This is a genomic window from Shewanella waksmanii, from assembly GCF_043643685.1.
Taxonomy (GTDB): Bacteria; Pseudomonadota; Gammaproteobacteria; order Enterobacterales; family Shewanellaceae; genus Shewanella; species Shewanella waksmanii_A.
This window is the reverse complement of sequence record NZ_JBHZSN010000003.1, coordinates 306,709-322,759: the sequence shown is the minus strand read 5'-3', so window position 1 is coordinate 322,759 and position 16,051 is coordinate 306,709. Positions and strand designations below refer to the sequence as shown.

Here is a 16,051-nt window from a genome sequence, read left to right as displayed (position 1 = left end):
ATGAATTATTTAACAGCATCACTTTCACAACCTGATACTAATACTAATACTGAGACTAACACGACGTTATTTCGCGCAAGAAAAATCGCGCTAATCATCAGTGTAGCGATGACGGTAATGGCGCCTAATTGGGCCTTTGCAGGAGCGGATCATCAACAGGATGAAGTGGCAGAACAACATCAATCAGCAACCAATCAACAGCTTGAGTCCCATGGTATTTTGCTTACTGTTGAGCAGCAGCAACTTGCGGGCATCAAAGTGTCTCTGATATCGCAGCAAAGCTTTAATTTGCAAGCGGTGGCAACAGCGACATTGGTGGTCGATAGAGATAAAACCATGGCATTAGTGCCCCAATTAGATGTGCGGGTTGAGCAGCGCCATGTGGTACCGGGCCAAGAAGTGAAAGCAGGGCAGCCGTTATTGACCTTAGGCGGCGTCGCGGTTGCAAAGGCACAAGCAGATTTTATCAATGCGGCAGCAGAATGGGATAGAGTCAGCCGCATGAGCGAAAGTGCGGTGAGTGCCAGCCGGCGGCTGCAAGCGCAAGTCGATGCCGAACTAAAGCGCGCAGTGCTAGAAGCGATGAAGATGACGCCACAACAAATTGCTCAGCTTGCGACAGCGCCTGAGACCATTGGCCAATATCAGTTGCTGGCACCCATTAATGGCCGCGTGCAGCAAGATCAGGCCAAGCTTGGCCAAGTGATAGTGGCAGGTATGCCATTGATGCAATTGACCGATGAGTCGCACCTGTGGGTTGAAGCGCAGGTAACACCGACGCAATCTGAGTCGGTTAAAGTGGGGGGCAAAGCCTTAGTCGGTGTCAATGGCCGTTTACTTGAAGCCACTATTATTGGCCGTTCCCATGAGTTAGATAGCATCACCCGTACTGAGCAGATTTTAGTGAGTTTAGCAAACCCCGGTCATGTGATTCATGCTGGCCAGTTTGCTGAGCTGTATTTGCCCGATGAGAAACGAGGTGGGGTGATCTTGCCTGATGCGGCGTTAACGCGCAGTGCTGATGGCGATTGGCAGGTATTTATTCAAACCTCAGATGGCTATGAGGCCACAGAGGTGCAAGTGGTTGAGCGCCAGCGTGGCATGAACTTAGTTAGCGGTATTGCTGCCAATAGCCAAGTGGTCACCTCCGGGGCATTTCTCCTCGCGTCAGAGCAAGCTAAATCAGGCTTTGATATTCATAACCACTAGGGGCTCATCATGTTACACAAACTTATTGATCTTGGCCTGAAGCAGCGGTTACTGGTGCTATTGGGGTTAATTGGCGCGGTGATCGCCAGTGTCGTGATGCTACCAAGGCTTAATCTTGATGCGTTTCCCGACGTGACCAATGTGCAAGTCACCGTCAACACCGCAGCCGAAGGTTTGGCCGCTGAAGAAGTGGAGAAACTGATCAGCTATCCAGTGGAATCCGCAATGTACGCCTTGCCAGCGGTAAACGAAGTGCGCTCTTTATCGCGCACTGGGTTATCGATTGTGACTGTGGTGTTTGATGAAGGCACCGATATTTATTTTGCTAGGCAACAGGTATTTGAGCAGTTGCAAGCGGCAAGGGAGATGATTCCTGAAGGGGTCGGTGTGCCAGAAATTGGCCCTAATACCTCAGGGCTTGGGCAGATATATCAATATATTTTGCGTGCCACACCTGAATCTGGGGTCAATGCCGCTGAGCTGCGTAGCATCAATGATTACTTAGTGAAATTGATCATGATGCCGGTGGCAGGGGTGACCGATGTCTTGTCCTTTGGCGGTGAGGTACGCCAGTATCAGGTACAGATTGATCCTAATAAATTGCGCAGTTATGGCCTGTCTATGGCGCAAGTGACTGAGGCACTGGAAAGCAATAACCGCAACGCCGGTGGCTGGTTTATGGACCAAGGCCAAGAGCAACTGGTGGTGCGCGGTTATGGTTTATTGCCAGCCGGTGAAGCAGGACTGAGTGCCATTGGCCAGATCCCGCTCACCGAAGCCGGCGGCACCCCGGTGCGGGTAATTGATGTCGCCAACGTTGAGTATGGCAGTGAGATCCGTGTTGGTGCCGTCACCATGACACGTCGTGACACCAGTGGTGCGACTGAGCCGCTAGGTGAAGTCGTGGCTGGCGTGGTACTCAAACGCATGGGAGCGAATACCAAAGCCACCATTGATGATATTGATGCCAGAACTGCCATGATTGGGCAAGCTTTGCCAGAAGGCGTGTCATTTGAAGTGTTTTATGATCAAGCAGATTTAGTCAATCAGGCCGTGAACACAGTGCGTGATGCGCTATTGATGGCGTTTGTGTTTATTGTGGTGATTCTAGCGCTGTTTTTGGTCAATTTAAGGGCTACCTTGTTGGTGCTGTTGTCTATCCCTATCTCAATAGGGTTGGCGCTGATGGTGATGGCCTATTTTGGCATGTCTGCCAACTTGATGTCTTTAGGTGGTCTTGCTGTTGCCATTGGTATGCTGGTGGACGGCTCGGTGGTGATGGTGGAAAACATCTTTAAACACCTCACCCAGCCCGATAGACGTCATCTTGCTGATGCGCAAAGCCGCGCTGACGGAGAGTTAGACCCCCATCATAGCGAAGAAGATGCAGGCAGCAGTATTGCCATACGAGTCAAGTTGGCTGCCAAAGAAGTGTGCAGTCCGATTTTCTTTGCTACCGCGATCATCATAGTGGTGTTCGCGCCGCTCTTCGCGCTAGAAGGGGTTGAAGGAAAACTATTTCAGCCGATGGCTGTTAGCATTATTTTGGCGATGATATCAGCATTGCTGGTGGCATTGATTGCGGTGCCAGCCTTGGCAGTGCTGCTGTTTAAACGTGGCGTCAGGCTGAAGCAGAGCTGGTTATTAACCCCACTCGATAAGCTATACAGTAAATTGCTGGCTGGGGTGATGCAAAAGCCCAAAATGGTGATGTTGGCTGCCGCTACCCTGTTTGCCGCGGCAATGCTGATGCTGCCACGGTTAGGCACTGAGTTTGTGCCTGAGTTAGAGGAGGGCACCATTAACCTGCGGGTGACATTAGCGCCCACGGCAAGTTTAGGCACATCTTTGGATGTGGCACCGAAACTGGAGCAAATTTTGTTGACCTTGCCAGAGGTGGAGTATGCACTTAGCCGTATTGGTGCGCCGGAGCTTGGTGGTGACCCTGAGCCTGTGAGTAACATAGAGATCTACATTGGCTTAAAGCCAGTCAGCCAATGGCAAAGTGCTAGCAACCGTTTTGAGTTACAACGCTTGATGGAACAAAAGCTTAATGTGTTCCCTGGGTTACTGTTTACCTTTTCTCAGCCTATTGCTACTCGAGTGGACGAACTGCTCTCAGGGGTAAAAGCGCAGCTCGCGATTAAGATCTTTGGCCCAGACTTAGCGGTGTTGTCAGAACGTGGTCAGGTGTTGACTGACATTGTGGCGCAAATTCCAGGTGCGGTAGATGTATCACTTGAGCAGGTGAGTGGTGAAGCTCAGTTAGTGGTGCGCCCTAAACGTGATCAACTTGCACGCTATGGCATTAGCGTTGATCAGGTGATGAGCTTAGTCAGCCAAGGTGTCGGCGGGGTTAGTGCAGGCCAAGTGATTGATGGTAATGCCCGCTACGATATCAATGTACGCTTGGCCGAGCGTTACCGTAATGCGCCTGATGCCTTAGAAGATCTGTTGCTCAGTGGCGTCAGTGGTGCCACGGTGCGTTTAGGTGAAGTGGCAGAGGTCGTGATTGAGATGGCGCCGCCGAATATTCGCCGTGATGATGTCCAGCGCCGCGTGGTAGTGCAGGCCAATGTCGCGGGCCGTGATATGGGCTCGGTGGTTGAAGATATTTACGCTGCCGTGCCGCAAGCGCAATTGCCGCCGGGTTATACGGTGGTGGTGGGAGGCCAATATGAGAACCAGCAGCGAGCGCAGCAAAAACTGATGTTAGTGGTGCCAGTCTCTATTGGTTTGATTGCACTGTTGCTGTTCTTATCGTTTGGCTCCGTCAAACAAGTTGCCTTGATCATGGCCAATGTGCCGCTGGCATTAATTGGCGGGGTGGTCGCGCTGTTTGTTAGTGGTACTTACTTGTCAGTCCCAAGTTCCATCGGGTTTATTACCTTGTTTGGGGTGGCAGTACTTAATGGCGTGGTGTTGGTGGATGCGATTAATCAACGTCGCCAAGCCGGAGAGTCATTAGACGACAGTGTGTATTTAGGTAGCATAGGGCGTTTAAGACCTGTGCTGATGACCGCATTGACCTCGGCACTGGGTTTGATTCCTATTTTATTATCATCGGGCGTGGGTAGCGAAATTCAGCAGCCACTTGCAGTGGTGATTATTGGTGGATTATTTAGTTCAACCGCGCTGACGCTACTGGTACTGCCGACTTTGTATCGCTGGATGTACCGTGATAGCCGATCTTAGTAAAGGAAGGCTTAGTTAAGGAAAGATGAGTACGGTTTGTGACGTCAGTTGATAGTAGGCTGCGCGAATTTAGCGTGAAAAGCTAAAATCTGTTCCTAACCTACGGATTTTAGTGGCATTAATTGGCATCACATCTTTAGTACGCCCCGTGGTTTCTAAAAAGATCCCACGGGGCTTTTTGCTTATTACCTTAGTTTGCAGGCATTAAGGTAAAGCAAAGGGTTATAGCTCAATAAAACCAAGTGGATAATGCGCTTGTTCACCTTTTACTTCTACTGCGGCTTTATAGCGCACCACATCTTGTTGCCAATCTGTGCTGTCTAAAGTGAGCTGATAGATACCAGACTCAGTTTCATCAATCAATAGTTGGCACTCCTCAGTTTCAATACAGTTGTTTTGCTCAGCCTGGTGCCATGCGAGTTTATACTTGGTAGTCGATTGACCTTCTTTCGGGTAGCCCATAACAATCAGGTTAAATGCGCTAGCATCAGTGACCAACTTGTCATCATCGCCCAGTAACTGCAAAGTAACTTGACCTTTCTCAAGATCGCTCGCTGCTTGCATATTAACGCTTAGCGTCGTCGTGTCAGCAATACTGATGGTATCTTCAACCGGTGGTGGCACCGGGGTAGTGTTGTCATCGTCGTCTGAGCTGTTACAACCAAAAAGTAAAACAGAACCCAAGGCCACAGCGAGATAGCGTGTTGTTGGTTTCATAGTGAATCCTCCTACTAATTAGTGGCCGCCGTGGCAGGTGTCACATGACATGTTAGTTTTCACACTGGGTGCGAAGGTTGACTCAGCCGTGTGACAAGTTTGACAGCTTTCAACCGTGTCTGAGATTGGGTGATCGTTAACCGTTTCGCCATCCAGTGCTTTGTTTAGCATAGTGACCAATTCATAAACGATGGACGCAGAGAGTTGTTTACAGCGCATGCCTTTTTCACTGAAAGATTTGCCGTTCTCGCTCGCCCATAAGCTGATTGATGAGTGGCACATAATGGTGTTGGCAGTTGTTGGTGTGCCGACTTTTTCTTGAGTTTCAGTCATATCTGCGCCGATACCGCTGATAAACTCTGGTGTTTGAAGCGGCAGTGCTGCAGTTTCGTAATAACGCATAGTTTGGCTAAGCAATGCATTGGCTGGCTCGCCGTTGATTGATAGTAAGTTGACTAACATACCGGTAGCGTTAATGTTACCGCACACCGTGCCTTCACCTAAGATACCTGCATAACCATAATGCGCCATTGCAGTAGGTACTTGGGCAAATTTTTCCGCATCCACAGAGTTAGAAGCAGCTAAGCTTTTGATGATGCTATCAAAAACTTGATACATACAGCCGTTGGCCGTTTCGTAGGCCAATTTTGCCACTGTCATCGGGTCAAGCTTGGCGTAGGCTAAACGGGTTCCTACTTCGAGTTTCCATTCGCCTTCAGCTGCTGTGGCAGCCAATAAAGGGTTTGCAACCAAAACACTCCCTGCAGCAGCAGAAGAGACACCAATAATACGTGTAAGAGCTTGTCTTCTGTTTAGAGTTTTCATTGTCATCACATCCTAAAGTTAGTTATTACTTTTTTACCTACCGCTTAGTTGAAAGGTGACTTAAGTGCTCTAAATGGCCGGAGCAACGGCTGGAGTAACTTAAGTGTTTTCACTGCGATTTGGCTTGAGATAACAATGGCAGAGCTTTTGCTGCGCTGGTGCGACCTAGATCATAGTAATTTTGCTGTTGATTCATTAGATTTGTCGCATGCATTGGCTTGGTTACTTTATCTGTGAATGGCTACTTTATTGGTTGATAATCTTGTTGCATGGACTTAGTAACAGATGTAATACCAATTACAGGTTATTACGATGTGAATTACCCAATAAATTAGTTGATGAAAATCAATCTTTATTGAATTGCCGTGTTTTTTGCCAATGTATTTTGCCGAATGCAGCCGCTCGATGAGTGACACATATAGGGGATTGTGGCAAAAAGCGGTAATTAAAATTCCGGTTTTAAACTGTTAACTGAGCGTCACAATAGTGCAGATTAGTGCCTTAAAACGTGACTGGCTTGATGTTTGTCCCTTGTTAATTGACGTAAAATAATAGGGTATTTTCTTGTTGGGCATTTGATATGCGGTTAAAAATTTTTGAGTTTGATGTGGCCAATAGCCAGCTTTATAACAGTGAAACTCAAAGCCTATTGCACCTGACCCGCACAGAATGCCAAGTGCTAGAACAACTGGCACTGCATCCTAATCAAGTCATGTCTAAAGGCCAGTTAGCCTGTGCGGGATCGCAGCAGCCATTGATGAGCGAGTCCGCGGTGGCCAAAGCGGTATTTACCTTAAGGAAGTACTTTGGTGAGCAGCATGCTGATCTCATTGAAACATTGCCGCGCAAAGGTTATCGCCTCAATCTAGAAACCCCAAAAGCGGATTGGGTGATCCAAGCTCAAAAACGTAAACGCCAATTTATCGCCCTGGGTGTGGTGTGCACTATTGGCCTGATGGTATTAATTCTGGCGATGCACCAATACATCTGGTTTAAAAGTGCGCCTGCGCCCATCAAACACCATAAAGATATCGAGTTGGTAAATCACCATCGAGTGACAGTGACCTGGTTAGAGTCGCCCTCTATTCAACCCAGAGAGGGAAAATCCATCGAAACTAAAGTGATTGCCGCCTTGGGTCAGTGTCCAACGGTGACGTGGCAGCGAGTTTATTTGGCATTGTCCAATGATATGCAGGTATTGAATATCTCGCTAATGGGCAAAGGTACAAGTGGGCAATTACTGGTGCGAAATATTAAAACCAGTGATTTTAGCCTAAGTCCGCGGTTTATCACCCAAGATTGGTTAAGCGAGGTATCGCTCTGTGACTAAATCAACCCTAAAGAAAACCCTGTTGGTATTGCTATTGTTGGTAACGGCGGTGATTGTTTATCAACATGTCCGCGCCACTGAAGTTGATATTGTTCTGTCATGTCGGAATGAACTGGTAGCGACCAATCCCGCGACGCAACAGATTGAACATCATGCACTGATTGCAGATTTTGCCTTACAAAAGCGCTCAGCGAGTATCAGCTATCGATACTTCACCTCTGATGGTGTGCCGATTGCGACCTTGCATTTAACTGGCGGTATTCTTAGCGCCAATAAAGGCCAAGATGTCTATATTCTTAACTTAGTTAATAGTCAGTTAGTGCATCACAATGAGCAACTTGCACTACCGCAACATGCGGCCCATTTAACCGCTTTTGCTAACCGCAATATCAGTAAACAAGGGGTGCATAACCTCACTATCCAAATTGTTAGCCGCAATGAGCAGCAAAACACCGCGTTACTGTACTTTTTACCCAGCACCAACATATGTGCCTGCAGTTTAGTGACTATGAGTTAAGGGTAATGAGCTAACAGACTTGAGCTATGGGCAACAGCCATGAGCTAACAGCCTTGAGCTGAGGGTAACAGTCTTGAGTTAATGGCCTTGAGCTAAGCATATAGCGCCATGAACTAGGTGCCAGTATGTGTATTTGAGCCTATATAGCATCTGCTGTGTCGCCGTGCGGCAGGCGAGTTTAATTGAATAATTTTGGCAAACTGATTAGGATCGGCCAACCAGTTTGCCAATCGATGTAATTGTAATGACCCAAGCGCTTTATTTTATCTACGACTCCCACTGCCCATGGAGCTATGCTGCCACACCTTTGGTGAATGCTCTGCACCAGGCCTTCCCTAAAATGGCGATGAACTTTTTACATGCGGCGCATTTTGTCGGTAAAGACAGTGCAGGTGAGCAGCAGGTAAAGGCGGTGCAGCAAGTCAGTGATGTGGTATTTACCGATGCCCATATGCGCTATGTGAACAGCCCTAAAAGTTCGATAAAAACTGCTAACTTCATGAAATGGCTACAAAACAAACAGCCAGAGAAGCAAGTTGAAGTATTAAATGCTATTCAAGAGGCCCACTTTACCCAAGGTAACCCATTGGATAACAAGCATAACTTTAATGACATTATTGCTGAGTTTAAGTTGTCACCGTCTAATAAGGTCTTTAAAGATCAGTTAAGCCAAGATGCCGAACTGAGCTTAAATGATATTGCGGAAATTCAGCAGATGATCGGCACACATCACTTCCCCGTGTTAGTGATGACTCAAAATGATAACGCTATTTTTATCGACCACTCAAAATACCTATCAAACCCAAAAGCAGTTGTTGAGGCAGTGAATGAAGAGTTGGCGAACCTAAATGGATAATGAGTTTATCGATATATACCAGTATGTTAGCCATATATTTTAAAGGCTTTAGCTAATCAAATAGGTTGAATATCCTTTGAAATGCTTCATCATTTGTTAAATTGAACGCGTAAGGCGTTCTAACGTTACCGTTTCTGATGTTTCTACAAGTTGGCCGGCCAGTAACAGGTTCTCGTGGCCCGCATTCCCATCCTTGAGGACAGCATGTGTAATATGTTCGTCCATTCTCATCCATTGCACCTTGACAATAGGTTTGATTGGGCGCACATGGGTAGTTTTCATGTTTGTTCATGTAAAAAGTCCTTTGGCTTATTGGTTGCTGTTTATCTCTTATCTGTGTTGTCGTGCATATGATAGTTACTGCTGTGTGCGAAATCACGCCTTTACTATTTGCGCCCAGTTCTAGGTACATAGGATGCAAAGGTTAACTAGTGCTAAAGGGTGGACCATAAAAGTTGCATAGACTTGGTAATTTAAACGAATTTGATTGGATGTTTTTGGGGGGGCGGATTTTTCGCAATATTTCGGGATGTTTCATGACTGTGGGTGGGTACTATTGTGATAGTTTACTCGCCATAATATATGACTTGAGGAAGTATGGCTGATGTCGGGAGTTTGCACATACGAAATGTGTGCTTGCCTCAGGGGTAAACCTATAGGAGGTACACCATGTTAAGTTTAAGTAGTTTTACCAATCCATTAGTATCAAAGGTCACGTCTGATTCGCAAACGGGCTCCAATGAATTAGAACAAAATCTAGTTGAAAATACGGCAGAATCTGTTAGGAAGTTAAAGGAAATAGATTCGATGATTGTTTCTAATGACGCAAACGGAACAAGCCTAGAGTCATTACAGACAATAGCTAACAATCAGAAACAGGTAGTGCAAACGCAAACCATGTTGGTGGCAAGTTCAGAGCTTGCGATTGCGCAATCACTCATGGACGGTATCGGTGGTTATTCCATAAAGGTCGATACGGTTCAACGTTGGACCATCGGTTCGACGGCTGCATTTGGAGCTGCAGTGGAGGAAATGCTAAGTTCAATTTTAGCTAAGCCTTTAGAAGGGATTGAAAGCGAAAATTTGTTCCAGTTGGCGTTGTTGGATGCGTTAGGTAACCTTGAAGAATACGGGTTAGCAAATGATCGTGACTTCATTACTAAATCCGGGGCGATTCTTGAAAAAATAGGTAGCGGTAGCCATACAACATGGGATTATACTCCTTCAGGAATTCTCGATCTTATTGATGATGTCTGGTCAAAATTAAGTGATAATGGATTAGTACCATCGTCTAGTGTGGCTTCTAGAGCGATGTCTGCGCTTAGTGGCAATAATATAACGAATTCAGTTCCTACAATATTGTCAGATCAATTTTCCGATAGCGTGTATATGGATATTAACAGGGGAGGCTGGATTGTTGACGATCTTGATGATTTGAGCCCTATGGTTCGGATGGTCTTGCTCAGTGAAGCTATTGCAAGTCAAGCGATGACATTTGGTCAGGTAGACACGGTATTAAGTGGTAGTAAACAAGAAGTTGATGCTGTTATGAATGCCATTGCACAAAAGGATGCTATAAACTATTTATGGGACGAATGTGGAGCGTGGCAAGATAATATTCCCTCAAATACTGCTCCAAGCGGTATAACGGGGAGTATTGACTATGACGGCACGATTAGTGTTGCGTACCTCAACCAGCTTGGGGCTAGGTTTCCACCTAGGGAGTTAACTGCAGAAGAAGTTAGCGAGATCAACAATATTGGTGACCAAGTTAAAATTATTCAACAGACTTTAAAGTATTGGATTCAGTTATGCGTGGAAGAACAATTAGCTATTGCGCGTAACCTCTGATTTCATGTCTATTATATCCTAAACTTTTAATGGTGAGTTAAGTGTAAAAGTTTAAAGGTAGTATTTGGGAAAAGTATTAACAGTATAGCTAATGGCACAAGTCGTAACTTCCGACTATGCTTGGTTTGAGCATTTAACAAGGAGGTTGCATGCCAAGGCTTAGACGAACCCTCATTAGTCTAGAACTCTTATCAATAAGATTGCCTCACTATCACTGTAGCAGTTGAGTTTTCGATGCGCTGTTTTTTGAGTAATAGAGTGTGTGGTGACGACAAGTACACAGTTTAAAGCTACGACTATCGCCGTGGTTGGGTCGAAGCACAAAAATTGAAGCTTATTGAGGTGTTTGCCTTTGATATTGAACAAGTTAACGTTTGGTCAGATAGGGGGGCCGCATTGCAATGGCATAAACTGTTTTAAGGGTCTGAGTTAACAAATAAATTTGCAAAAGGAAAAGTGATAGAAGAGTAAGCAGCTCAGCTAAAAAATTTGATAGCGACTCATCACGCGCGTCTTTGCGATTTAAGTTGCTAACGCTTTATAAAGAGTTGCGCTGTCTTAATGAGCCTATCGCAAGGCAAGATAACCTAGAGGATAACAGCACATAGCATTTCTATTCAGTGCCTTCCATGGCGTTTAAAATGTTTCTGACAACATTGTTGGAGGAGGTGTTTAACCCCCTAGCGTTGCAAGCTGAAACAGCATTATTGGCCTGTATAGCATATGTCGAGCTTAATCCGATAAGGCCTAAAATTGGCGAGTACTCATGAGCAAGCGGACTTCACTAGTATCAAGCTTAGGGTAAAAGGAGCGCTCACTGGAGAGCAACCTAAACGTCTTTTATCCTTTATTAGTAATGAACGTGTCAACCAACCCAAAGCAATTACTTTCTCACTGCAAGATTATCTTGTTCAGGTTGATGGGCGGGTAGAGTGATGCAAGACGATAAACTCAATGCAAACTTGTTATGTTTCGGCTTATTACTGAGGCCCTGATAATAATCAGCGCCAAGAATTTCCCTGCACTGATCATGACTAAAAGTGCTTGGGCCATCTTTATCAACCAACTAAGATACATTGCTACCCTACAAGCGGTTGTTGAAGCGGTGAATAAAGAGTTGGTAAATCTAAATGGATAATGAGTTTATTAGAATGTGGCTGTATGTTAGTTGTCGACTTTTAATATTTTAGTTAATCAAATAGGTTGAATATCCGTTGAGATGCCTCATCATTTGTTAAATTGAATGCATAAGGTGTGTTAACGTTGTCACTGCCACTTTATCGACAAGTTGGCCGCCCTGTAAAAGGCTCTCGTGGGCTACTTCCCATTCTTCCGGGCAGCATGTGTAGTATGTCCAGGGTGAGGTTATAAACGTTTTTTGAGCATTTTAGGCATATTTGTCTGAATTGCGCTGCTGCGATCTTATACTCCATTTTGTGGCGTTCCCCAGAGCCTCGACGTTTTCCAACAGTATTTCTCAGGCATCAAAGATCATCGCCAGTCAGCAAAAATCACCCACCTGCTTTTTGATGTGTTCCTTCTCACTGTTTGTGCTGTTATTGCCGGATGTGAAAGCTGGGAAGAGATTGAGGACCTCGGTGAGTTTCGTCAGGATTGGCTCAAAGCGAAGAGGTTGTTCGAAAACAGTATTCCAGCGCACGATACGATTGCCCATCATTAGCTGATTAAAACCCGCGCAGCTACTGCAGTGCTTTGTTGAATGGATGAAAGATATATCGGCTCGTACTGATAACGAAGTTATTGCTATAGATGGAAAGGCTCTCAGGGCTTCATACCATCGCTAGGACAGACGCTCCACCATCCATATGGTCTGTGCTTTTGCCACACAATTGGTGTCGTGATTGGGCAACTCAAGACGGAAGAAAAGTCGAATGAGATCACCGCCATCCCCGATTTATTGAGCCTATTAGATATAGAAGGGTGTTTGATCAGCATTGACGCCATGGGCTGCCAGAAAGCTATAGCTCGGATCATTATCGACAAGAAAGCTGATTATTTTCTAGCGGTAAAGGTAAGCAGGAAACCTTACACAAGGCCATCAAGGCCGCGTTTGCTGACACGCTTCGCGAGACAGAGTTGGGAACTGCAGTTGCAGAAAAGGGACATGGGCGTATCGAAGTAAGGAAAAGCCACGTCATGCCAGCCTCCGAATTGGAAGCCGTGGCCACTGACTGGCCCAGCCTAGCTACCATTGGTGTGGTAGCTAATTAATGGCTAGAGAAAAGCGGGAAGGACTCACTCGATTACCGCTATTACATCTGCTCAGCAAATTTGACCGCGGAAGAGTTAGCTAAATCTGTAAGGCGTCATTGGGCTGTAGTAAACAAACTGGAATGGGTGTTGGATGCTAGTATGGACGAGGATGAATGTCTGGTATATCAGGGCATGCAGCCAGAACCTAGCCTGTATTTGTCATATCGCCCTAAATATGCTCAGGACGGAGAAGGCAAAGAAGGCAAGTGCTCGCGGAAAATGGCGCTTTGCTACCATGGACACTCGCTATTTAGGCCGGGTTTTGATAATAGGATGTAAGGCTTTGGAGAATAATTGACAATTTCGCCCTGGCAAAAAAGGGCGGATAATAAATTGTAGGGAGTATGGGGGTGTAGGAATTGTTGTTAACGAAAAGCTATTTATCTTCGCTTATAATACTTATTACATCCTTTAGGTCCTTGTAAAGGTAATACTTATGGTGCGGGGTCTCCAATTGTTTCAAATTACTGTACTGACGAATGATACAATCTTTATGTTCAAAGTACTTATCTTCGAAATGTTCTTTGGTTCTTGATAAATCATGTTTAGATCTGCTCATAGAAAAGTTCTCAAGTTCGAGTGTATAAGGGATGATTGATAATAATCCCCTTATATCCATATCTATGGAAAATAGCGATAGGCCCGGTGTGTATTCTCTTATACCCCTTATCTGTATATGATCATTGTTAACGGCTACCTTACCATAATCTATAAATCTATTATCTGAATCCTCAATGTAAATCGTTGTGAATCTTCCTTTGAAAAGCGTATCATTTGAAGTGAACAATTTGCTGCAAACAAATCCGCTCAATAGAGAGGCTATAAGGATTAAGTGTAATTTAATATTCATTGTTTATATGTTTGGCGTAAGAGTCTATAGCGGATTCAAAGGCTCGTGTTATATCTGGGGTGCTATTAGCACTTATATTGATAGGTGGAAAGTTTTTAGAGGTAAAGATGAAATTATAATTTTTATCAGATGCATCTATGTAGACATTGTTTGCTATATCTTTAAGAAGGTTCAAGTTTCTTGGTGTGTTAGGTTTTACATTTAAGTTTTCATTTAAAAAGCTAGCGGATATGACTAGTTCATCTTTCTTAAAGGGCTCTTCGTTATATATTTTTATTTTTTCTCTGTTATTTAAAAAATGAATACTGTCAAATATGGGGCGCTCTAAAGCAATTCCGAAAATAAAGCTTAAGATGATTAGGGGGAATTTATAAATAAACGAGTGTTGTAGGTTAAGCCTGCGGGATTTGCCGTAACTGATTGCATTGGATGGAATGGTGTAACCTGCTTTAGCTATTGTTTTGAGATATCGCTGATTCTTCCCATCATCCCCTAAAGCTGCTCTGATATTGGAAATTGATTGAGTTAAACTCGCTTTAGTAACAATTTTCCCTTCCCATGCTGTAGATACGAGAATATCACTAGAAACAATTTTCCCGTGATTCTCAATTAAAATCATTAGCACATGCCAGTCATAACCACCTAGTTTGATTTGATTTTTACCAAAAGAAACAAGCTTCTTATTAAGAACTATTTTTCTGTTGTTAATTGTTGGCTCGGACATGACGGGTGTTAACGTTATTTACAATTTACTAAGTAGGTCATTATTTTGACATGATTCCTTAGGTGAATCAATTTTATCAACCTTAGTGTAATCGTTACGTTAATTGTGTTTTGATTGGGTTTTATGTAGTGTCTTTTTTTGTGTTGCTCATGTTGCGACTGTGTTTTGTGGGTGGCATTCGTTTTAAAAGTGAATGCTGGGAGATTTATTGGTGATAAGGTAGTTTTAAATTGGTTTTTATTTTTTTAGTGTGTCGGCGAAGGTGGGTGTGTTTGTTTTTAGTGGCATGCAGAACCCGTGACTATATTTTTAAACGCCGGGGTGGGTAGGGCTGTGCTATATTTGTTGGTTTTTTTGTAATTGCATTGAATAGTTATTAGGTGGGAAGGCCCGGTCGGAATACCCTCGTATTGGTTTGTGTTAAAGCTTTTTTGGTATAAGAAATTTATGTGTTGTTATTTTAACTTATTACCTAGTGTGTGAAGTGTTACTTTTAATATTGGATCAATCCTCATAGTTCAGAGTGAGCTGCTTTATTAATAGAATATAGCCAAAATATTGAGGCGTAAAATGACTATGTGAGCAGATAGAGGTTAGGCGGCAGATTTTAAACAAGAAGCTGCGGCATTGGTAACCGCGCAAGGTTGCAGCGTACCAAAAGCAGCGTCTTTAGGCATCACGGATAAACTACTTTATAAATCGAAAGCTAAGTTTGAAGCTGAGCAATCTAGAGCCAACCTAAGTACAGACGAGCGAGCAGAGCTGTTAAGGGTACAAAAGGAAAATAAAGAGCTAAGGATGGAAAAAGAGATATTAAAAAAGGCCAGCACCCTCCTATAGAAGGAAGCCAAGTAACGATTTAAAATCGTTAAGAAGCTATCTTCGGTATTTCAAGTGAGTAGGCTTTGTTAAAGTTATTAAAATTAGTTGCTCGGCCTAATAGGCTTGGCTTGAGCGGCGCGCGAAAATCATTACAGCGGAGCATTTGTATATATATATCGAAGAGATAAGGTTATCTTCGAGAAAAGTAAGAACAGCTACAAGGGGGGCTACGAAAACGGTTATGTAAAGAGGGTGTTGTCCTCAGCGATTATAGCGTTAAAAAGTTAATAGCTAAGCCTGGTTTAGTTGTTACTCAACGAGTTGCTTACAAGGCATAGTAAAGCAAAGCGTAGTGATGCTTTGCCGATAACTTGTTGAATAAGAGACTTAACTCTTCTATGCCAAACCAAGTTTTGGCTGGTGATGTGACGTATCTATGAGTAGGCGAAGGCTGGATGTGCCTAGTCATTGTTGTGGGCTTATGTTCACGCCGTATCGTTGACTGGCATATCGACAAGAGGGGGGGGGCCGGCTGACTTAGCAAAAAAGCTATGATGAAGGCTTATATCTTGCGTCAGCCGCAAAAAGGTTTAGTGTTTCTAAGCGGTAGAGGCCCACAATATACCAGCAAGTATTATCGTAAACTGCTAGCAAACTATGGCATGACGGCAACTTCATCTGACTAATAGCGACCTATTGCCAGTAGAGTGTGAGCAAAGCTCCTTAAGGAAAGTGTCCAGATTTAGTTGCGCAGAGCAAAATTTTTGCGAGTTACTTCTTTAACCGATGGTTATAGTAAATTAAAGCATGCGAACTGTTTTACCTAGCTAATGGAACATCAAATTGTGATGCCTACAGTTTGAGATAATAAATACTCTTCA

13 protein-coding genes and 1 pseudogene are annotated in these 16,051 nt (G+C 44.3%); 11 read left to right on the top strand and 3 right to left on the bottom strand.

Annotation, left to right across the window (positions count from 1 at the left end):
* Together ACHUFW_RS06455 and ACHUFW_RS06450 are read left to right on the top strand one after the other, a co-directional pair.
* Positions 1-1,209, top strand: a complete 1,209-nt coding sequence (locus tag ACHUFW_RS06455; RefSeq protein ID WP_394201564.1) for an efflux RND transporter periplasmic adaptor subunit — start codon at positions 1-3, stop codon at positions 1,207-1,209.
* A gap of 9 nt (positions 1,210-1,218) precedes the next feature.
* Positions 1,219-4,404: an efflux RND transporter permease subunit gene (locus ACHUFW_RS06450; RefSeq protein ID WP_394201562.1), complete on the top strand. Its 3,186-nt coding sequence runs from the start codon at positions 1,219-1,221 to the stop codon at positions 4,402-4,404.
* Between the two features lie 222 nt (positions 4,405-4,626).
* On the opposite strand, the gene ACHUFW_RS06445 is transcribed toward ACHUFW_RS06450, so the two are convergent.
* Entirely contained in the window at positions 4,627-5,121 is a 495-nt protein-coding gene (locus ACHUFW_RS06445) for a hypothetical protein (protein ID WP_394201560.1), read from the bottom strand.
* Positions 5,122-5,139: 18 nt separating this feature from the next.
* Positions 5,140-5,946: a cytochrome c3 family protein gene (locus tag ACHUFW_RS06440; RefSeq protein ID WP_394201559.1), complete on the bottom strand. Its 807-nt coding sequence runs from the start codon at positions 5,944-5,946 to the stop codon at positions 5,140-5,142.
* 580 nt (positions 5,947-6,526) lie between these two features.
* Here ACHUFW_RS06440 and ACHUFW_RS06435 point away from each other — a divergent pair.
* The 7 genes from ACHUFW_RS06435 to ACHUFW_RS06405 all read left to right on the top strand — a co-directional run bounded on the left by ACHUFW_RS06435 (position 6,527) and on the right by ACHUFW_RS06405 (position 12,643).
* Positions 6,527-7,276, top strand: a complete 750-nt coding sequence (locus ACHUFW_RS06435; RefSeq protein WP_394201557.1) for a winged helix-turn-helix domain-containing protein — start codon at positions 6,527-6,529, stop codon at positions 7,274-7,276.
* The gene (locus ACHUFW_RS06430; RefSeq protein WP_394201555.1) at positions 7,269-7,793 is read left to right on the top strand and encodes a hypothetical protein; all 525 of its coding nucleotides are present in this window, start codon (positions 7,269-7,271) and stop codon (positions 7,791-7,793) included. Before ACHUFW_RS06435 ends, ACHUFW_RS06430 begins: the two co-directional genes overlap by 8 nt.
* A 244-nt stretch (positions 7,794-8,037) precedes the next feature.
* Positions 8,038-8,649, top strand: a complete 612-nt coding sequence (locus tag ACHUFW_RS06425) for a protein-disulfide isomerase (RefSeq protein ID WP_394201553.1) — start codon at positions 8,038-8,040, stop codon at positions 8,647-8,649.
* A gap of 669 nt (positions 8,650-9,318) precedes the next feature.
* A complete protein-coding gene (locus ACHUFW_RS06420; protein ID WP_394201552.1) occupies positions 9,319-10,500 on the top strand; it encodes a hypothetical protein in 1,182 nt (393 codons plus the stop codon).
* 753 nt (positions 10,501-11,253) lie between these two features.
* Positions 11,254-11,436, top strand: coding sequence for a hypothetical protein (locus ACHUFW_RS06415; RefSeq protein ID WP_394201550.1), 183 nt, complete (start codon positions 11,254-11,256; stop codon positions 11,434-11,436).
* Between the two features lie 469 nt (positions 11,437-11,905).
* On the top strand, positions 11,906-12,181 hold the full coding sequence (locus ACHUFW_RS06410) for a transposase family protein (protein ID WP_394201721.1): 276 nt from the start codon (positions 11,906-11,908) through the stop codon (positions 12,179-12,181).
* A gap of 111 nt (positions 12,182-12,292) precedes the next feature.
* Positions 12,293-12,643, top strand: coding sequence for an ISAs1 family transposase (locus tag ACHUFW_RS06405; protein WP_394201720.1), 351 nt, complete (start codon positions 12,293-12,295; stop codon positions 12,641-12,643).
* 970 nt (positions 12,644-13,613) lie between these two features.
* Here ACHUFW_RS06405 and ACHUFW_RS06400 read toward each other — a convergent pair.
* The gene (locus tag ACHUFW_RS06400; protein WP_394201549.1) at positions 13,614-14,348 is read right to left on the bottom strand and encodes a winged helix-turn-helix domain-containing protein; all 735 of its coding nucleotides are present in this window, start codon (positions 14,346-14,348) and stop codon (positions 13,614-13,616) included.
* A 615-nt stretch (positions 14,349-14,963) separates the two neighbouring features.
* On the opposite strand from ACHUFW_RS06400, the pseudogene ACHUFW_RS06395 reads away from it, so the two are divergent.
* Together ACHUFW_RS06395 and ACHUFW_RS06390 are read left to right on the top strand one after the other, a co-directional pair.
* Positions 14,964-15,188 (top strand): annotated as a pseudogene (locus ACHUFW_RS06395) (IS3 family transposase); the annotation flags it as partial.
* A gap of 533 nt (positions 15,189-15,721) precedes the next feature.
* Positions 15,722-15,856: a hypothetical protein gene (locus ACHUFW_RS06390; protein WP_394201548.1), complete on the top strand. Its 135-nt coding sequence runs from the start codon at positions 15,722-15,724 to the stop codon at positions 15,854-15,856.
* Positions 15,857-16,051 lie beyond the last annotated feature (195 nt).